Annotated in this window: 15 protein-coding genes; 4 read left to right on the top strand and 11 right to left on the bottom strand. The window is 59.6% G+C overall.

All coding sequences use genetic code 11. The features are described from left to right. Positions 1-85: 85 nt before the first annotated feature. Together EB809_RS09535 and EB809_RS09540 are read right to left on the bottom strand one after the other, a co-directional pair. Positions 86-1,552, bottom strand: coding sequence for a malate:quinone oxidoreductase (locus tag EB809_RS09535; RefSeq protein WP_123634575.1), 1,467 nt, complete (start codon positions 1,550-1,552; stop codon positions 86-88). A gap of 182 nt (positions 1,553-1,734) precedes the next feature. Next, a complete protein-coding gene (locus EB809_RS09540) occupies positions 1,735-2,643 on the bottom strand; it encodes a LysR family transcriptional regulator (protein WP_123634576.1) in 909 nt (302 codons plus the stop codon). Between the two features lie 162 nt (positions 2,644-2,805). Here EB809_RS09540 and EB809_RS09545 point away from each other — a divergent pair, with 162 nt between their 5' ends. The 3 genes from EB809_RS09545 to EB809_RS09555 all read left to right on the top strand — a co-directional run bounded on the left by EB809_RS09545 (position 2,806) and on the right by EB809_RS09555 (position 5,669). Next, on the top strand, positions 2,806-3,888 hold the full coding sequence (locus EB809_RS09545; protein ID WP_123634577.1) for an alkene reductase: 1,083 nt from the start codon (positions 2,806-2,808) through the stop codon (positions 3,886-3,888). Between the two features lie 55 nt (positions 3,889-3,943). Beyond that, a complete protein-coding gene (locus EB809_RS09550) occupies positions 3,944-4,258 on the top strand; it encodes a putative quinol monooxygenase (RefSeq protein WP_123634578.1) in 315 nt (104 codons plus the stop codon). 1,111 nt (positions 4,259-5,369) lie between these two features. Continuing rightward, positions 5,370-5,669, top strand: a complete 300-nt coding sequence (locus EB809_RS09555; RefSeq protein WP_123634579.1) for a DUF1330 domain-containing protein — start codon at positions 5,370-5,372, stop codon at positions 5,667-5,669. Positions 5,670-5,759: 90 nt separating this feature from the next. Here EB809_RS09555 and EB809_RS09560 read toward each other — a convergent pair whose 3' ends face one another. The 9 genes from EB809_RS09560 to EB809_RS09600 form a co-directional block, all read right to left on the bottom strand. Continuing rightward, a complete protein-coding gene (locus EB809_RS09560; RefSeq protein ID WP_123634580.1) occupies positions 5,760-7,370 on the bottom strand; it encodes a BCCT family transporter in 1,611 nt (536 codons plus the stop codon). A gap of 245 nt (positions 7,371-7,615) precedes the next feature. Then, positions 7,616-8,401 carry an electron transfer flavoprotein subunit beta gene (locus EB809_RS09565; RefSeq protein WP_123634581.1) on the bottom strand — a complete coding sequence of 262 codons (786 nt, stop codon included), beginning with the start codon at positions 8,399-8,401 and terminating at the stop codon, positions 7,616-7,618. Further along, the gene (locus EB809_RS09570; protein WP_123634582.1) at positions 8,391-9,692 is read right to left on the bottom strand and encodes an electron transfer flavoprotein subunit alpha/FixB family protein; all 1,302 of its coding nucleotides are present in this window, start codon (positions 9,690-9,692) and stop codon (positions 8,391-8,393) included. Before EB809_RS09570 ends, EB809_RS09565 begins: the two co-directional genes overlap by 11 nt. After that, positions 9,692-11,638, bottom strand: coding sequence for a (Fe-S)-binding protein (locus EB809_RS09575; protein ID WP_123634583.1), 1,947 nt, complete (start codon positions 11,636-11,638; stop codon positions 9,692-9,694). Before EB809_RS09575 ends, EB809_RS09570 begins: the two co-directional genes overlap by 1 nt. Before the next feature lie 53 nt (positions 11,639-11,691). Then, positions 11,692-13,755: a dimethylglycine demethylation protein DgcA gene (gene dgcA / locus EB809_RS09580; protein WP_123634584.1), complete on the bottom strand. Its 2,064-nt coding sequence runs from the start codon at positions 13,753-13,755 to the stop codon at positions 11,692-11,694. A 132-nt stretch (positions 13,756-13,887) separates the two neighbouring features. After that, a complete protein-coding gene (locus EB809_RS09585; protein WP_123634585.1) occupies positions 13,888-14,439 on the bottom strand; it encodes a 4-vinyl reductase in 552 nt (183 codons plus the stop codon). Positions 14,440-14,441: 2 nt separating this feature from the next. Next, positions 14,442-15,419 carry a dipeptidase gene (locus EB809_RS09590; protein WP_123634586.1) on the bottom strand — a complete coding sequence of 326 codons (978 nt, stop codon included), beginning with the start codon at positions 15,417-15,419 and terminating at the stop codon, positions 14,442-14,444. Between the two features lie 218 nt (positions 15,420-15,637). Then, positions 15,638-16,780, bottom strand: coding sequence for a GlxA family transcriptional regulator (locus EB809_RS09595; RefSeq protein ID WP_123634587.1), 1,143 nt, complete (start codon positions 16,778-16,780; stop codon positions 15,638-15,640). Between the two features lie 457 nt (positions 16,781-17,237). Beyond that, positions 17,238-18,365 (bottom strand): hybrid-cluster NAD(P)-dependent oxidoreductase, encoded by a 1,128-nt coding sequence (locus EB809_RS09600; RefSeq protein ID WP_123634588.1) that lies wholly within the window; start codon positions 18,363-18,365, stop codon positions 17,238-17,240. Between the two features lie 313 nt (positions 18,366-18,678). On the opposite strand from EB809_RS09600, the gene EB809_RS09605 reads away from it, so the two are divergent. Further along, positions 18,679-19,926, top strand: coding sequence for an aromatic ring-hydroxylating oxygenase subunit alpha (locus EB809_RS09605; RefSeq protein ID WP_411711063.1), 1,248 nt, complete (start codon positions 18,679-18,681; stop codon positions 19,924-19,926). The last annotated feature ends 245 nt before the right edge of the window (positions 19,927-20,171 follow it).

Consider the following 20,171-nt stretch of genomic DNA (forward strand, 5'->3'; position numbering starts at 1 on the left):
AAAAAACGAGCCCCTATCCTGAGAGCTCACCAAAGCCGGGCCCGTCACGATGGGCCCGACTTTTAACCGTTCACGGGAGCGGCGTTCAAGCGTCGGCCAGCGACCACCTGATCCCCAGAGTCCCGTTGACCGAATCCCGGATTTCACGATAGCGATTCGGCTCGGTAATCAGGGTCTCCAGATTGTCCTCCGGGAAGATCTCTTTCAGTTTCCCGCGGGCGGCCTCTTTCTTGAAAATTGCGGGCAGCAGTTGCTCCAGACAACGCAGCATCACTTCGGGTGACACCGAAGCCCCCGGCGATGCGCCCAGCAGCGTACCGTAGGTTTTGTCGCTGGATACGAGAATCTCCGTGCCCATCTGCAGATCGCCGTCCCGGATGATCTGCACGCGCTGACCCGCTTCAAGTGCTTTCCACTGGAATTTTTTGCTCATGCCGGGTGCAAAATCTTCCAGCTCCTCCAGCATGCTTTTCTCACCCTTGAAGGTTTCCGACACCAGATACTTCACCAGCGGAAAATGCTCGATGGCGACGTTGAGCAAGCCGGGAATGTCATGCAGGCGCATGGAGCCCAGGTAATCGAGGAATCCGCGGCCTTTTTCAAGAACGGGCTTGAACGATGCGAACGGACCGAACAGCAAGTAGTGCTGTCCGTTCGACACTCGCAGATCCAGGTGCGGCACCGACATGGGAGGCGCGCCCACCTTGGCCTTGCCGTAGGTTTTCGCGCGGTATTGATCCGCCTGTTCCTTGCTGATGGGCGCCTGCAGGAAGCGCCCACCCACGGGAAAGCCGGTAAACCGGCTCCGGAACGGAAGATGGCTTCTCTTCAGGATCGGGAAGGCGCCACCGCCGGCACCCACGAACAGGACATCGGCCTTGTGCCGAACCGAACGACCGCCCTGCTCCGTCTCCACAAGCCAGCTGCCGGACGGACTTCGATGCACCCGCTTCACGTGGGTGCCGTATTCAATCTTCACGCCCAACTCATTCACGGCGTACGCTGCCATTTGCTCCGTCAAAGCCCCAAAATTGACGTCCGTTCCGGTCTCGATGACCGTAGCGGCCATCTTCTGTTGCCGGGGGCGGCCTTCCATCAAGTACGGAATCCAGCGCTTGATTTCGTCGAAATCTTCCGAGAATTGCATTTGCTCAAAGAAATGATGGGAGGACATTTCCTTGAACCGCAGTCGCAACTCGTCAATGGACGATTCGGAAACAATCGTGCAGTGCTTGGTCTGGTTAATGACCGACCGGGGATCTTTGATCGCCCCTTTCTTGATCAGGTAAGCCCAGAACTGTTTGGCCACGTTGAACTGGGCGTGGATCTTCAGGGCTTTCTCTACCGAAATCTCTTCTTCATCGACCGGGGTGTAATTGAGCTCACAATTTGCTTCATGACCTGTGCCGGCGTTGTTGAAAACCCAGGAGTTTCCAGCGCCGGGTCCGTCGAGTCTTTCCAGAATGGTGACCTCCAGTTCGGGCGCCAATTCTTTCGCCAGCGTGGCAAAGGTGGTGCCCATAATCCCTGCACCAATAATGATCACATTCATAGGGTCTGCTCACTTATCTGAGATGGTCTGATTTCTGCCGGAAACGTTTGTTTTAAAACTACCATGCCTGGGCCTGCCACCGATAACTTACGGGCGATTCTCTGTTTTTGCCTTTAATGAGTGGACGTCGGGCTTTCGAGTCTGAGGCCTGGACGCCCCGGCGTTCGCCCTGCTGGTCACAGTTATCCCGCCAACGTGGCCTGTATCTGCTGCCGGAGCCAGGCCCTGAGCGGATCTTCGTGGGTCCGTTGGTGCCAGGTTTGCAGGATGTCCACCTCCGGCAGTTCGATCGGCACTGGATAACGGACCAGATCCGGCATTCGCCGGCACGCTTCCTCGGCAACGGATTGCAGGCAGGTGATCAACAGGTCACTGCCTTCCACCAGCAACGCTGGTGACATGAAGCTTGAGAGTCCCGCAACCACATGGCGTTTTCGGCCTCGCTGCTCCAGCGCCTTGTCGACGATGCCGTCCAGGTCCCCCGTTAAGGTGGTCACCAGATGGTCGCAGGCGAGAAACGTATCCAGATCCAGCTTGCCATCCAACGTCTGGTTGGTGCGGCTCGCCAGCACGCAAAAGCCTTCCGAATGGATCTTCTGCTGGTAGAACGTCTCCGGCAGTTGATCGAAAAAGCCGGCAATCGCGAGATCGCAGGCTCCGGTTTCGAGTTCGGTCCTCGGTAACCTGCCACGGGTGTTGTGGAAGACAAGCTGAAGATTGGGCGCCTGATCCCGAACGATCGGCAGCAGCTTGGGAACCAGCAACTGCTCGATGTAATCCGTGCTGTAAATCCCGATGCGGTCCTTGCGCAGCAAAAAGCTTTGTTCGTCGCAATAGTCGTAGAAGGATTCCAGTGAGCGGATCAGCTGCTGCACCATCGGCGCCAGCTGGTGCGCGCGGGGTGTCGGCGTCAGTCCACGGGGCGCCCTCGCAAACAGCGTGTCATCAAACTCGTTCCTCAGCTTGGCCAGCTTATGGCTCAACGCGGGTTGGCTCAGGTGCATGCGCTCGGCCGCCGCAGAGACGCTTCTTTCCTGATACAGCACTTGGAATAGCTTCAGCAGATTGAGGTCTTTGACAGTGATATTCACTTTTCGAATCTCAGTTATTCATATAAGCCATTTAATTTATAACACGCCCTTCTCTACCATAGCGTCCTATTGATACGGATGCGTTCTTTTGTCACAGGCGCTTCAAGTCGTCATCTGTCACTCGTGACTGTATCCACTCCTATCCGCTAACGAGAGGTTGAAATGACTGATCTGTTCACCCCATTACAACTCGGTGCCGTAACCCTGAACAATCGCGTGCTGATGGCTCCACTGACCCGTCGGCGGGCCGACGCCGACCACGTGCCGACCGATATGATGGTCGAGCACTACGCTCAGCGTGCCTCTGCCGGTCTGATCATCGCGGAAGCCACCATGGCCATGGAGGGGAACTCGGCCTTCTGGCGTGAGCCGGGGATCTATTCCGACGCGCAAGTCGCTGGCTGGAAGCGAGTCACCGATGCTGTTCACGCCAAAGGCGGCAAGATCTTTCTCCAGATCTGGCACGGCGGTCGGTCCTGTCATCCGGTTCTGAACAACGGTCGCGTTCCGGTCGCTCCTTCCCCGATTGCGATCACGAGCGACGAGGTGCATACCCCGGAAGGCAAGAAGGCCTATACCGTGCCGCGCGAACTGGCCGATGACGAAATCCCGGGTATCATCGAGGGTTTCCGCACTGCCGCCGAAAACGCCAAACGTGCCGGCTTCGACGGCGTCGAAGTCCATGGGGCTAATGGCTACCTGCTGGACGAATTCCTGCGTGACGGATCGAATCACCGGGAAGGCCCCTACGGCGGCCCGATCGAGAACCGGGCTCGTTTGCTGCTCGAAGCGATCGAAGCGGCTTCCGATGTCTTTGGCAGCGACCGCGTAGGCGTGCGTCTGTCGCCGCTGAACAGCTTCAACAGCATGAAAGACAGCGATCCGGTGGGTCTGGTGACCTGGCTGGCCAAACGCCTGAACGACGCCAACCTGGCGTATGTTCACCTCATGCGTGCGGACTTCTTCGGCGAGCAAAAGTCCGACGTCGTGACCCCGTTCCGCGAGCACTACAAGGGCAACCTGATCCTGAACATGGGGTACAGCGGTGAGGAAGCCGGTTCGGCGATTGAGGGCGGCCAGGCCGATGCCGTGGCCTTCGGCGTGCCTTTCCTGGCCAACCCGGACCTGCCCGCTCGCCTGAAAGTCGGTGCCGAATTGAACGAGCCGGATCCCAACACCTTCTACACTCAGGGTGAGGAAGGCTACATCGACTACCCGACCATGGACGCCCTCGCCGAGGCTTAATGCAAGACGATACAACGGGGGCTTCGGCTCCCGTTTGTCGAAGGAGAACACCGATATGATTCACGTCATTGCGACCATCAGCGTGCAGCCCGGACAAAGGGACACGGTGATGTCAGAGCTGCTGAAGGTTCAGCCCATGGTGTTGAACGAGCCCGGATGCTGCAAGTATCAACCGCTTGTCGATGTAAAAGTGGACCTGCCCCTGCAGGTGCCCAATCGGGACAACACGATCACGGTCATCGAACAGTGGGCCTCACTCGCGCATCTGGAAGCCCATATGGCCGCCCCGCACATGAAGGCCTACAAGGAAGCCGTGGGGGACAAGGTGAAGGACGTGAGCCTTCAACTTTTGGAGAAGGCGTCTCCGTAAAGCAACGGCGGTGGAAGCGCAGCGCAACGGTCCTTGCGCCTCGACAGAATCCGACAGCCACGAAGCGTTACGGCGCCGCTAACTCCCCGACCACGGAGACCGGTTTCCCGAAAGCCGCCTGCAGCACCTGATCGTATTGGGCGTTGATCCGGTCGATCAGTCTGCGCCTTCGCTGTGAAATACTTGGCGTGTCTCCCCAATACGGTCGGCGTCATCAGTCTCAGAAACAAAGGCGACACCATCTTGATAGCAATGTTCGTCAATTAACTGCCGAACATGGTTGCAACGGATGGGGCCGGTATCCAGGTCAGATTTCTTGCCGTCCAAGTTTAAATAAGAGTGATATTTTTATTTATTTCATTTCATATCACCGCAGCTGATATAGGTTATACGTCGATTAAACTATTCCGAAACAATGCATGACCAGATAATACGCCTGCGCCCAAAAGACAAGATCTGCTTGTCCAACCAGACTATTCATCCATCGGAGCCATGCATTATGAAATCACTCAGCAAATGTTTCCTCGTACTTTCATTCCTCAGCGCGTCAATGTTCGCACAAGCCGAAGGTGTTAGCGTTGACGACATCGAACAGGGCAACAACCCGTCTGCAACGGTGACCCACAGCCAGGATGGCGAGTAGCGGCAACGCGGGAAGCAACGAGCGGCCAATCCAGGCCGCCCCTTGCTTTATAGGTAGGTGTAATGCGCGATAAATAAATTGAAGTACTGCCAATGGCAATGGGTATTTATATCTAAATACAGCTTTATCCCGATACGGCACATACTGATCTATTTAATTCAATGAACCCGACCGAATTTAATAAAGTCAGCTTTCTTTTTATTTTCGGTTAATTTACCCCGAGTATACTCCGTCTTCCCAAAGCCTTTAGAAGACTGTCGTACCTGTATTACTGCCTCATAAATCGTTACCCGATTCCGCTGCACTTCGACGCTTTGGTTGCCGGGACCGCTGGCGCCCGCAATACTGTAAAGGAGCAGCTCTGAAGCCAGCCCATGGCTGCCGGCAGAGCATAACCAACAGATTGGCAGGAAGCGGCGCATTGGCGGCATAATCCAGGTCGTGACCCCTGACCGCAGGACGACTACGATGACCGCATTCGCAATGGTTGAACTTGAAATCACCGATGCCGATGGCATCGCCCCCTATCGCGCGGCTGTCGAAGACACCGTGACCGCACATGGCGGTCGGTACAGGATTCTTGGAGGGGAAACAGAAGTCCTCGAAGGAGGCATCGGCGAATACCCCGTCAAGGTATTGATTGAATTTCCGACGATGGATGCCGCCAAGCGCTGGTATCAGTCGGACGCCTACCAGGCCATTCTCCCTCACCGACTCAATCATTCCCGGGGGAACTTCCTTCTTGTGGAAGGGCTCGATAACGGATAGCCGCATTCCGCCTTTGATGGCTGCATCATGAAGCCGATAAAAATGGCAAGGAGAGCCGCTAAGCGCGGCCCTCCTTGCCTGCCCAGCCGTTCAAGCCTTGGCTTTACTGTATCCCAGCTTTCTGGCGTCGCCCGCCAGGCCCATGTACAGGCTGATGCACATCAGTATGAGGATAACGGCAAACGGCAATCCCGCCGTCACCGCTCCGGCCTGCAGCGCTTTTAGCGCCTCCGACCCGCCGCCAAACAACAGCGCAGCCGCAATGAGGCCTTCCATCGTGGCCCAGAACACGCGCTGCGCGACGGGTACGTCTTCCTTGCCGCCGGCGGTGATGCCGTCAATCACCAACGACCCGGAATCCGAGGACGTTACAAAGAAGACCAGCACCAGAACGATCGCCAGGAACGAGATCATCGACGTCATCGGCAGGCCTTCCATCATCTGGAACATCGCCAGCGGGACCTCAGTCAGCCCCTGGGTCAGGGCGCCGGTACCGGCCTGGATTTGATCGATGGCATCGCCACCGAAGGCTGTGACCCAGACACCGCAGACGATCGTGGGCACGACCAGAACGGCCAGCATGAATTCACGTACGGTCCGCCCCTTCGAGACGCGAGCAATGAACATGCCCACGAAAGGCGACCAGGAAATCCACCAGGCCCAGTAGAATACCGTCCAGCCATGGAACCAGGCTTCATCGTCACGTCCGACCCAGTTGCTGAGCGGGCCGATGTTCCGGATGTAAGAACCGAACAGTTCGATGAGGTTTGAGAAAAAGCCGGTGATTGAGCCCAGCGCAATCACCGCGACCAGCAGAATGAACGCAATGATCATGTTGATGTTGCTGAGCAGTTTGACGCCGCCTTCGAGGCCCCGGACCACGGAAAAAATGGCAATCGAGGTGATGAAGGCGATCAGTGCGATCTGGGTACCGATGCCATTCTCGACGATGCCCAGGTAGGCCAGACCACTGGCCGCCTGCTGCGCTCCCAGCCCCAGCGATGTGGCGAGACCGAAGATCGTGGCCAGTACGGCCACAATATCGATGGCGTCGCCGATCGGGCCCCAGGTCCGGCTGCCAAGAATCGGGTAAAACGCGGACCGTACCGTGAGAGGAAGCCCCTTGTTGTAGGCGAAGAAGGCCAGGGACAAACCGACAATACCGTACATGGCCCAGGGATGAAGGCCCCAGTGGAACATCGTTGCACCCAGGGCCAGCGACTTCCCTTCTTCGGTAAGCGCCGCAACGCCCAGCGGGGTGCCATACCAGTCGGTGTAATAGGCAACCGGTTCAGCAACGCTCCAGAACATCAGGCCGATGCCCATACCCGCCGCGAACAGCATCGCAAACCAGGACACGGTGGAAAATTCAGGCTTGGCCGTCTCGCCGCCTATGCGGATTTTACCCACCGGCAGGAATATCAGGGCGAGGCAGAAAATCACGAACAGGTTGCCGCCGGCCATGAACAGCCAGTCAAAATGAGCAATCGCCCAGTTTCGGGCGTCGAGCAACATGCCATTGGCGGCTTCGGGGGCCAGCAAGGTACCGATAACGAAGATCAGGATCAGGACGGCACTGATACCAAACACCGGATTATGGATGTCGAATCCGGCAATTTGGATGTTGTCCTGCCCAATCTGGTAGTCGACGTCATCGTAGGGACTGTCGACATCGACCGCTGGTTTTACAGGTTCGGTCATGAGGAGACTCTCCAGAGTGTTTCGTTATTATGGGGTTCTTGTGGGAACCGGAGGTCATCTCGAATAAGCCCGCAGGGCCGGTGTTCGGGTCGCAGCGATCGTGAGTCCGGCTGATTCGATCTGTTCCGGTATCACTGATGGTATGGAATTGGGAACCGGCACAGATTCCCAGCTGCGACATGGATGGGGGGTTGCGTGTCTTAAAACGGCAACGTTGTTTACCGGCTTTCGGTGTGGAGCCTCGACTAGCGCACCACACCTTCGGAGACCAGCAGTTCCATGATGGCCGTTGCCTTTTCCTGGTCTGTTCCTTCCCGGATGACGGATCCACCCTGGCCCTGGGGTTTTGCCGTAGCCGCCTTGAATCGGTCGGCGGCGGACTTGGCCTTGGCCACGTGCAAGCGTTTGGGCCGGGGCTTCGCCGGAGCGCACGTCCATTCCTGGCGGGCCTGATCGACCGGTGCGTCGGTGATGACGTCAACCAGCCGACCCCGTCGGGCCGCCCCGAACGCGTATTGCCGAGCGTCGGCTGCCGCACTGTCGACGGTCGCAATGAACGGCAGCGGAACGCGCAACAGGCGGCGTTGGCCGCGCGGCAGTGCCTGCAGCACCTCGGCACGTCCGCCTTCCACTTTCCGGATATCGGCAATGTGGGACACCAGTGGCCAGCCCAATTGCTCAGCCAGCAGGTAGGGCACCATGCCCGACGCCTCTCCCTGCTCCGCATGGACGCCCGTCAGGACAATGTCGAAAGAGGCGCCTTTCAGGTATTCGAGGAGAACCGGTACCGCATCCGCCTGTTCGTCAGCGTTCAGGAGCGTGATTTCCTGCAGGCCCATGCCCAGATACTGATCCAGACCGCCCTCCCGGTCACCGTCACCCACATGGATCACCCGGGATGCAGCACCCGCCATCTTCAATCCCAGCTCAACCGCGCGTGCGTCCTGGCTGGCCCGTCGGGAGCGCCCCGACTTGGGGTGCTGCCCGTTGGATACCAGTGACGCCACTCTCAGGTCGGGATCAGGCCACATGACGCGCCTCCTCTGTCATATCGGTGGCCGCATCATCCGATGCGGTGTCGGGATTGTCCTGCCGCGCCGCCGCGAGGCGCAGCAGCTCGCCAAGAATCGCCTGGCTGTCGCCGATGACGCTCAGGTCGGCCCGTTTGATCATGTCGCAGCTGTCGTCGAGGTTGATGGCGATCACCTTGTCACACTGGCCAATACCCTGCAGATGCTGGATGGCGCCGGAAATCCCCACAGCCACATAGACCCGGGCGGTCACCCAGGTCCCGGTCGCACCGACCTGCCGGCCGCGGGGCATGTGACCATCATCCACGGCCACACGGCTGGCACCTTCGGTGGCGCCCAACGCCGTTGCCACCGCGTGGAACTGGTCCCAATCCCGGATGCCGTTACCTGCAGAGAGGATGAACTCCGCTTCGCCAAGAGCGATCTTGCTCGGATCCACATCAACCGGACCGAGATCTTCGATCAAGGCGCTGACGTCCGGGAGGGTATCGAGCTCAATCGGTTTGGCTTCGTGCCGCGTCTCGTCGACCGGCAACGCGCACTCCTCAGCCAGAAGCAGGACTCGCGCCGTCGGACGATGCCAGTCGGTCCGTTGGGTGCCGCCCCGGCACACGGTCTGTTGTGCATCGACTTTCCAGGCGTGGACCGCGGGCCGTTCGCCCAGGCGCGCCGACAGCCGCGATCCCAGGTCGGCACCGCCATGGATGGAATCCGGGAACAGCCAGAAGCGCGGCGCCAGTTGGGATTCAACCGCTTCCAGGGCCGCCAGTCTGTGTTCCGGGCAGTAGCCCGACAGGGGCCGGCCGTTCAATTCGGTCAACGAAACCAACCGGTCGGCCCCGGCCAGTTCGAAGTTTGCTTCGCGGGCTTCGCCCAGGGCCACGGCTACTACGGCGCCCTGCTCCTCAGCGTCCTGAGCCAGCAAACGGGCCTGCCCCAGGATGTCCCTGTCGTGGCTGCTGAGACGCCCCGCCACCAGGTCCACCACGACCGCCACATAGAAGTCCGGGTTATCGACCCGGTGCAACGGAAGCTCGACCTCGGCGCCGGTGGAACGCCCCCGGCCACCTGCCGATGAGCCGGAAGCGCCGCCGGACAGACCGGCACTGCGATCGATGCGCCTGATGCCGTGGGGGCCGATAAAACCCACCGCGTGCGGGTTCTTTCGCAGCAACCCCGTAGGGCCCCTTGTCGGCCCGTTCCGGGCCGCTGCCAACACCTCGTGTTCCGGGTGCAGCCGATTCCGCAGGATCCATTCCATCCGGGGACTGCGTCTTGGCGCGTCGCTCATCAGTGAACCTCCTCCGCCAGGGACGGCCTGGCCGTCGCCGTTGAAGCCGGCCCGGCCGCATCCACGATGAGGCCCTCGGCCACCAGTTCCGCCAGGTCCCGGATCTCGGGCCGGGGCTCGACCACCCCTTCGAGCATGGCCGTGCATTGTTGGCACGCCACGGCGATGGTCTCGGCCTCCACCTTGCGGGCATCGTCCACCCGCATGTCCGCGATGCGGTGTTCGCCCGGGATGTCCGTAATCGGCGCGCCACCACCGCCGCCACAGCAGCGCGAGCGGTACCCGGAGCGTTCCATTTCGCTGACCTGGATACCCAGCGCAGCCAGTAACGCTCGTGGAGACTCGTATTCCCCGTTGTAACGACCGAGATAGCAGGGGTCGTGATAGGTCACGGCGCCGCCCTTGAATCGATCCAACTGGATACGGCCCTGAGTCACCAGCTCGTTGATGAACGTGCTGTGATGCATCACGTCATAGTGACCGCCGAAATCGCCGTACTCGTTCTTCAGTACATGGAACGCGTGGGGATCGGTCGTCACGATCCGGCTAAAACGGTACTTGCTCAGCGTCGCGACGTTGTGCCGGGCCAGGGTCTGGAACGTGGCGTCGTCCCCTAACCGCCGGGCCACGTCGCCCGAATCGCACTCTTCGTTGCCGAGGACCGCAAAGTCCACATTGGCCGCTTTCAGGGTCTTGACGAACGCGCGCAGGATGCGTTGACTGCGCATATCGAAACAACCATCGCTGACCCAGAACAGCACATCGGCCTCCTGCTTGTCGGCCATCAGCGGCAACGCCAGATCCGCAGCCCAGTTCATCCGGCTGTCGGGCTCGTAGCCGCCGGGGTTGTCCGTGGCGATCAGGTTATCCAGCACCTCGGCACCCTTGTTCGGCGTCTCGCCGCGCTCCAGTGTCAGGTGGCGGCGCATATCGACGATGGCGTCGACATGCTCGATCATCATCGGACACTCCTCGACGCAGGCCCGGCAGGTGGTGCAGGACCAGAGCGTCTCGGCGCTGACCAGACCGTCCACGATCGGCTGATGGGGGCTACCTTGGGCCTGCCCGACATCGCGGCCCGGGTAAGGGCTGCCGGCATAATGCGCATCGGTGCCCCCCGCCAGGCCCACGACCATGTCCTGGATCAGCTTCTTCGGGTTCAGCGGCTGGCCCGCTGCGAACGCGGGACAGACCGCTTCACAACGCCCACACTGGACGCAGGCATCGAATCCCAGCAGCTGGTTCCACTTGAAGTCCGAGGGTTCGGCGACACCCAGCATGCCGTCCAGATCGACCGGTTTGAGACCGGTTGAACGTCCACCGCCAAAGCGTTCCGGACGACGATGGAAGGCCAGGTGCAGGGCCCCCGCAAAGGCGTGCTTCATCGGACCGCCCCACCCCATGCCGAACAGCAGCTCGGCCAGACCCAGGGTCACGCCGATCAGCAGTACGCCCGTCAGCACCCAGTGGCCGAAGTTTTCAGGGAGCACGTCGGACGCAAACAGGGTCAGCAGGAAGAACGAGGCCGAAAACGTGAGCAGGCTTTTCGGCAAACGCATCCACGGCCCTTTCGACAGGCGCGCCGGTGGGTTGCGGCGGCGGCGATAGACGAAGACGGCGCCGGTAAACATGACGATCGTGGACACCAGCAGTGGCAGGGTCAGCCAGCGGCTGTCCAGCCCGAACACGTGCACCGGAATGATCAGCAGCATGGACAGCACGAAGCCCCCCGCGGTGGCGACGTGCGTATTGGACATCGCCTTATCGCGGGCCACCACATGGTGCAGATCAACCAGATAGCGGCGCGGCATGGCCATGAGTCCGGCGATCAGCCGGACCGGTTCGGGCCGGCCCGCACGCCACAGCAGGATGCGCCGGAGCGCACCGATCGCGAACAGGCCCAACGCCATGATCACCAGGGCGGGAAGCAGCCATTCAGGAAGCATGGAATACCTCACTGGATCGAACTTGAATTAGCGAGCCTCGTAATCCGGGGCTCCTAGAGGTCCTTGCACAGCCGGAGCGCATCGTAGATCGCCGCATGGGTGTTGCGCTGGGAAACGCAATCCCCCAGACGCCACAGGATCATGCCGCTGGCGGCGTTCTCCAGGACGGGCTGGGCCTGGCAGGCGTACAGGGCCTCCACGTCAATCTGCCCCTTGTTGATCGAGCCGGGTTTCAACGCGTAGTACAGCTCTTCATTGGGACGTGTGCCGTTCTCGATGACCACCTGGTCGACCACCCGCTCTTCCCGGTTGCCGGTGTACTCGTTCTCCAGGACCGCGATCTTCTTGTCGCCCTCGGCGTAGACCTTTTCCAGGACCAGATCCGAGCTCATGATCACTTCCTGCTCGTACAGGCTTCGGTAGTAGGTCGGGAACGTGGTGCCCCCGATCCCGACGCCCGGCTTGATGTCGTCAGTGACCAATTCCACCTGGGCGCCCTTCGACGCGAGGTAGTCCGCGGCCGACATGCCGGAGAATTCGCAGATGGTGTCGTACACCAGGACGTTGTTGCCGGGTTCCACCTGGCCACTCAGGATGTCCCAGGAGGACACCACGAGACCGTCGTCATAGCCCCAATCGGGGTTCTGTTCCATGAATGGCACGCCACCGGTGGCCAGGATGCACACGTCGGGCTGGAAGTCCCGCACCACTGACGCATCCGCGGCGGTATTGAATTGCAGTTTCACGCCAAGGCGGTCCAGCTCCAGCGCGTACCAGCGGGTGATGCCGGCAATCTGGTCCCGTTGGGGCGCTTTCGCGGCCAGGGTGATCTGGCCACCCAACTCGCCGGCCTTTTCGATCAGGGTGACGTCATGGCCCCGCTCGGCCGCCACGCGGGCCGCTTCCATTCCACCGGGCCCGCCCCCGATCACCAGCACCTTGCGGACCGGCCCTTCGGTTTTCTCGATGATGTGCGGTAAACCAAGGTGCTCCCGGGATGTCGCGGCATTCTGGATGCACAGGACATCGAGCCCCTGGTACTGACGATCAATGCAGTAGTTGGCTCCGACGCACTGGCGAATCTGATCCACCTGGTTCATCTTGATCTTCGCAATCAGGTGCGGGTCGGCGATGTGAGCCCGGGTCATGCCGACGAAGTCGACGTAGCCTTCCTGCAGGATGCGCTCGGCCTGGTTCGGATCCTTGATGTTCTGGGCGTGGATGACCGGCACATCGACCACTTCCTTGATGCCCGCCGCCAGGTGCAGGAATGGCTCCGGCGGGAAGGACATGTTGGGAATGACGTTCGCAAGGGTATTGTGGGTGTCGCAACCGGAGCCCACCACGCCGAAGAAGTCCAGCAGTCCGGTATCGTTGTAGTACTTCGCAATCTGCTTCATGTCGTCGTGGTTCAGGCCATCCGGATGGAATTCGTCGCCACAGATGCGCAGGCCCACCGCAAAATCACGACCCACTTCTTCCCGGACGGCTTTCAGCACTTCCATGCCAAACCGCATCCGGTTCTCGAACGTGCCGCCCCACTCATCGGTCCGCCGGTTGACCCGGGGTGACCAGAACTGGTCGATCATGTGCTGGTGAACGGCCGACAGCTCAACACCGTCCAGGCCACCTTCTTTGGCCCGGCGGGCCGCCTGGGCGAAGTCGCCGATGATCCGCCGGATTTCCTCTTCCTCGATGGTCTTGCAGGTCGCGCGATGAACCGGCTCCCGGATGCCGGACGGCGACATCAGGTTGGGCCAGTTTTCGCCGTCCCAGCGGGACCGCCGACCCATGTGGGTAATCTGGATCATGATCTTGCCGCCATGTTTGTGCACGGCATCGGCCAGATTCTGGAAATGCGGGATGATGCGATCGGTCGAGAGGTTGACCGAACTCCACCAGCTTTGCGGACTGTCGATGGACACCACGCTGGAGCCCCCGCAAATGCAGAGACCGCATCCCCCCTTGGCCTTTTCCTCGTAATACTTGACGTAACGATCCGTGGTCATGCCCCCGTCGGTGGCGTAAACCTCGGCGTGGGCGGTACTGACCACCCGGTTGCGAATGGTCAGCTGGTTGATCTTTAGCGGTCGAAAAAGCGATTCAAACTGGGACATGATCTCTCACCTGCGTCCTGTCCGGAGGTAGGCGTGGGCCAACCGACTCCCCCAATCACGCGTGCGGGCGTGATCGAAGCAGCGAATCGGATGGCCTCAGCGCCGGACTGTCTCCGGTTCCGGAAACCTGTTCTAGTTGATGGTCTCGAGGGTCGACTTGGGCGTCACCTCGAACAGCCCGTACTCGACGCCGTCTTCCGCGGCGCTCTGGGTTTGCCGGGCCACCGTGCGGACGTCATACCCGAGGTCCTGCGCGATCTGATCCATGGCGCCGGCAAACCAGCCGGTAAACATGTAGTCGATCTTCCGGCCGACCTTGCCGTAGTGGTAAACGAACGCCGAATGATCCAGGCGCACCCGGGCCTCCCCGCGGGCGATATCGATATGCTCAATCGTAAACAGGCCCCAGCCGCGCTGGGACAGGCGCTTCATGTAGTGATCGAACACTGCTCGCCCTTCAATGCAATGCAGGGCCGCTTCCCGTTCGCACCAGTGCCAGGCGGATTTGTAGCCCGCCTTATAGAGGATCTCGGCATAGCGTTCGGGCCCGATTTCTTCTTCTACGGCCTGATGGTTGTTGATGAAGAAATGCCGCGGCACATAGAGCATGGGCAGCGCATCCGTGGTCCAGATGCCGGTTTCGCCATCCACGTTGATGGGCATTTCAGGTGCGTGCGTCGCCATGATTATTCTCCCCAGACCTGGTTGAGAACGCGCAGCCAGTTCTCGCCCATGATTTTCCGGGTCAACTCCTCGGAAAAACCATTGCACAACAGCGCTGCCGTCAGATTCGGAAATTCGCCGATGGTGCGGATGCCTTCCGGGTTCACGATCTTTCCGAACTCGGTCAGGCTGCGGGCATAGCCCTTGTCGTGGGTAAGCCAGTCGAAGAAGGCCTTGTCCTGCCCCTGGGTGAAGTCGGTACCAATGCCGACCTGGTCTTCACCGACGATATCGATCACGTAGGCGATGGCCTCGACGTAGTCGTCGATGGTGGCGTCCGGCCCTTTCTTGAGGAACGGCGTGAACATCGTGACGCCAACAAAACCGCCCTGCTCGGCAATAAACCGCAGTTCGTCGTCGGACTTGTTACGGGGATGCTCTTTCAGGCCGGACGGAAGACAGTGGGAGTAGCAGACCGGCATGCTGGATTCGAGGATCACTTCCTCGGACGTCTTGCTGCCGACGTGGGACAGGTCGCACAGAATGCCGACGCGATTCATCTCGGCGACCACTTCCCGGCCGAAGCCGGACAGACCGCCATCACGCTCATAGCAACCGGTGCCGATCAGGTTCTGGGTGTTGTAGCACATCTGCACCACGCCCACGCCGAGATCCTTGAAGATCTGGATATAACCCAGCTGGTCCTCGAACGCGTGGGCGTTCTGGAATCCCATGATGATGCCGGTCTTGCCGAGCTCCTTGGCTTTGCGGATGTCGGCTGTGGTCCGGACTTTCATGACCAGGTCGCTGTTGTCTTCGATCAGCTCGTTAACCGCCACGATGTTATCGACCGTCGCCTGGAAATCTTCCCAGACGGACACGGTGCAGTTGGCGGCCGTCAGCTGGCCCTTGTGCATGTCCTCGAACAGTTCTCGACCCCATTTCGCAATGATGAGGCCATCGATAACGATGGCATCCTGGTGCAATTCGGTTGCGTTCATGTCGGCACCCCGGTGGCTGTTTGGTTGACCCTAGACGCAGTGTATCCATGGCCTGTGCCGCCAAATTCACTGGAAGCGACAGCGCAAACACCAAAATCGGCAGCGACGTCGGATGAGAGACAGGACCGGCAGGATCCGCCGTCAGTGAGGCATCGCCCAACAAAAAAAGGGGGCCGAAGCCCCCTCTGTGTCCCTGCCGGGATGTTCGTTTCGTTCAATCAGCCAGACGCGGCGACGGCATCGCCAAACGGCAGCGGGTCAAACATGAAACTGACCGCCCCATAGGAGGGTTCCGCCTGGGCCAGTCGCAAAGCAGCGTTGGATGAACTTGGCAGCGCCTCCACGGTCTGGCTGGGCGATTCCAGTCGCTTGAACGACCAGACCGCAGCCCGCTCCTCCTTGGGCGAAATGCCGATGTACTTGCGGTAGCAACGACTGAAGTGCGGGGCCGAGACGAAACCGCACATCGAGGCCACTTCGATAATCGAATACGTGGTCTGTTTGAGCAGCTGCCGGGCACGGTCAAGTCGCAGTTTCAGGTAATAGCGGGAAGGCGTGCAGTTGAAATGCTTGAGGAACAGACGTTCCAGTTGCCGGCGGGAAATGCCGACGAAGCTGGCCAGCTCCTCGAGCTCGATGGGCTCCTCGATGTTGGCGTCCATCAGTTCGGTCACCTCGGCCAGCTTGGGCTGCGCCGTGACCAGCAGGCGCCGCAGCGGAGTGCGCTGGGTTTCGTTGTCCGGACGGACCCGGTCACAGACGAACATGTCACAGATGGCATTGGTCAGGGCCTTGCCATGCTGGCGGGTAATCATGCTGAGCATCATGTCCATCGGGACGCTACCACCGGTGCAGGTCATGCGATCCCGATCGAGCGTATAGAGGTGATTGGTGCAATGGACCCGCGGGAACCGCTCCTGCAGTGAGGCAAGACATTCCCAGTGAGCGCTGCAATTGTACCCGTCCAACAAGCCGCCACTTGCCAATGCATAAGCGCCGGTGCACACCGCACCCAGCAGAACCTTTTTCTGTGCCTGAACCTGGAGCCAGTGCACCTCTTTGGAACCGAAGCTGCGGGTGATGTCGACACCACCGACCACGATGACGATATCAAACACTTTCCTGTCGTCGATGGATCCATCCGGAGAGATTGAAATACCATCGCTGGCTTTCACCGGCTCGCCATCCTGGGACAGCAACTGCCATGTATAGAGCTCGGTACTGGTTAACTGATTGGCCATGCGCAACGGCTCTATCGCCGACGCCAAAGCCACCAGGGTGAAGTTATTGAGCAGTAGAAAACCAACCCGGTACGGCTCTGAACCTACTGTTTTCTCGTTGGAAACAGCATTCTCCCTCATCGATGAACCCCTGTTATCTGTGTTGCATACCGTCCTTCTGGTCAGCGGGGGCCGAACTGAGCTCGGGTCGACTAACCACCTTTTACGCCTTGGTGGATCTCCAGAAGATGGGCCATCTCACCTGAAGCGATTCCTTAACATCTTGTACGGGTCATGAGCAGTGTGTGGCCGGCGTTTTTCAGTCACCCCGAGCACTCACTGCCTCGATTCTGTTTAGCAGTTTCTGTTCCAGTCTTCCGGCAACGCCGTTTATTGTTATGCGACGGATTGCCGCGCCGGATTAGCGAACATATTACGGCCAGTGACGCGTGCGCAACTGTTCAAAAACGTCGGATCAACCCTCCGTTGTGCCCTAAAAGCGACATGGGGGTTGCAGAACCGTCAATGACAACGACGGTCCTGCCAGACAAAGCCATCAAAGGTTCAACTAAGGTCTAAGGAGCTCATCAGAGGTTCCCTAACCATCAATGCTCAGATCCGAGATCGGGGTACTGCAGCAGGACAGGATATATCCCTCGCTGAGGTCTTCCTCCGTAATACCGCCATTGTGCTGGATGTCCACCTCGCCGGACGTCTTCAGCACTTTGCAGGTACCACAGATACCAACCCCGCAGGCTTTCGGTATATTCAACCCCAGACGGCTGGCTGCAGCATGGACGGTTTCGCCAGGCAGGACCTGGATGCTTCGCCCTGATGCCCGGAAGTCCACCGTAAACGTATCCGCATCCTTGACCTCCTCGGCCTGCTTGACGGCCAGCTCGGCCTGCTCCAGGGCATCCTGGGTGGCCTCTTCCGGAGTCGCCCCGAAGGACTCCTCGTGGTAGTAGTCCATGTCGAAGCCGTTATCGATCAGGAGCTTCTTGATCGCCCGCATGTACGGCGTCGGACCACAGCAGAAAATCCGCCGATTCATGTAATCCGGCGTCGCCAGCTTGAGCTTTGGCTCGTCCAGGAACCCCCGGTATCCGTTCCACGCCTGCCCGATTTCAGTGCGTTCGCAGATAATACTGAGATTGAAATTGGGCACCCGCGAACACATATGTTCGAGTTCGCGCCCGAAGATGATGTCCCGCGGGGTGCGGGCGCTGTGGATGAAGGTAATGTCCACATCGGCATTGGTGTCGAAGAGCCAGCGCGCCATCGACATCATGGGCGTAATGCCGACACCGCCCGAAAGCAGCAGGACCTTCTCGGCGGGGTGATCGATGCAATTGAAGTTGCCCACCGGCCCGTGAACGGCCAGTTCGTCGTTTTCCTTCAGGTTGTCGTGTAACCAGTTGGACACGTATCCGCCCGGCACCCGCTTTACCGTGATGGAGAAGCTGTAGGGCACCGAAGGAGAACTCGAAATCGTATAGGAGCGCATGACCTGCTCCCCATCAATCTCAAGCTCGAGGGTGACGAACTGCCCCGGCTTGAAAAAGAACATGATGGATTGCTCAGCATTGAAGCAGAACGTCTTTACATCCCACGTTTCCTGGATGACCCGAACGCATCGAACCAGATGTCGACCGTTGGCCCAAACCCGGGTGTTGAGCGCGTGGAACTGCGCTGAGGGATCAGTGGCTTCAGTAATGCTGGTCATGGCTTGTCTCCATCATCGATAAGTTGCACCCGAGGACTGCTGCGAATCCATTCTGGGGAAAACCCACCCTCTCGGGTTAGCCATTTACGACATGGACTTGATCAACTTCTCCAACCTCTGCTTTGCGCCCTCGCCTTTACCCCTGACCGCGTCGAATTGAAAACGGACGATGTCGTAAACGGACAACTGACGCGGGCACCGCCATTCGAGAATGGATTCACCGACATTCCGGCGCCGGGGGGCACACCACGGCACGTGCTGACTTCCACCATTCCGAGGACACTCCGCAATGACCGAACAAGACCTGCTCAACATGACGTACAGCAACATCGACGATGCCCGGCGGGAGATGAGTCAGACACTGAACGAACGCTCCCGCCAGCTGTCCCTGCCACGAGCGCTTTACAACGACCCCTTCCTGTTCCGCATCGATATGGAAGAGGTGTTCATGAAGGAATGGCTGTTTGTCGGCATGACCTGTGAGGTGCCCAAACCCGGCGCCTACATCACTGTCGAAATCGGACAGAACCCGGTGCTGATTGTGCGCGACCGGGACAACCAGGTACGCGCCTTCCATAATGTCTGCCGCCACCGCGGGTCGCGCGTCTGCACTGCCGATAAAGGGCTGGTCGCTAACCTGACCTGCCCGTATCACCAGTGGACATACGACCTGAAAGGCAACCTGCTTTACGCCGGTACCGAAATGGGAGACAGCTTTGACAAAAGCGAATTCGGTCTGAAGTCCGCCCACTGCGAAACCGCCGGTGGGTTCATCTATGTCTGCCTCGCCGAGGGCGAGCCACCGGAAATCGATGACTACCTGAGCGAGCTGGATGTCTATATGGATCCTTACGACATGGAAAACGCCAAGGTGGCTGCCGAATCAACGCTGGAAGAGAATGCCAACTGGAAGCTGGTCATCGAGAACAACCGGGAGTGCTATCACTGTTCCGGCTCCCACCCGGAGCTGCTCCGAACCCTGCTGGAGTGGGACGACACCACCGACCCACGAGCCACACCCGAGTTCAAGGAGTACTACGCCCGCCAGGCGGCGGAATGGGACCGCGAGCGGATTCCGCACAAGCACGTAGAATTCGGCCTGCAGAACCGCATCGTCCGCATGCCATTGAAAGAAGGTACAGCCGTCATGACCATGGACGGCAAGCCCGCCTGTCGCAAGAAGCTGGGCCGCATCCAGAATCAGAACCTGGGGTCCATGCGAATCCTCCACCTACCCAATTCCTGGAACCACATGCAGAGCGATCACGCGATCGTCTTCATGGTCCAGCCAATATCGGCGCAGAAAACATTGGTGACCACCAAATGGCTGGTGCACAAAGATGCCGTCGAGGGCGTGGACTACGACGTCAGCCGACTGCGCTACGTCTGGGACCAGACCAACAAGCAGGACCGGGAACTGGCCGAGCAGAACCAGCGCGGCATCAATTCGACCGCCTACCAGCCCGGTCCCTATTCGCAAACCTATGAATTCGGAGTGATCAACTTCCTGGACTGGTACACCGAGACGGTTCTGAAAAACCTGATTCACGACAGCCTGTAGCCCCCCTTATTGACGGCGCGCCAGCATCATCGCTGGCGCGCCGCTATCGGTTAGCATCACACGCCGCCTATTCCTGATAACGCCCGCAAGCTGGTATGGCTTACCTCCAACAGCCGGGCATATCGGGATAGGGGGGAGCCTTCTGGCTCCGCCCCTCCCACACCACCCGGCAAGCGGGTCCGCACCGGGCGGTTCGAGAAGTTGAGGTTTACGAGAGACGCGGCACGCCTAACCGGTCGAAGTGG

This window comes from Marinobacter sp. R17 (genome assembly GCF_003789045.1).
In the GTDB taxonomy this organism is placed as follows: Bacteria; Pseudomonadota; Gammaproteobacteria; order Pseudomonadales; family Oleiphilaceae; genus Marinobacter_A; species Marinobacter_A mangrovi.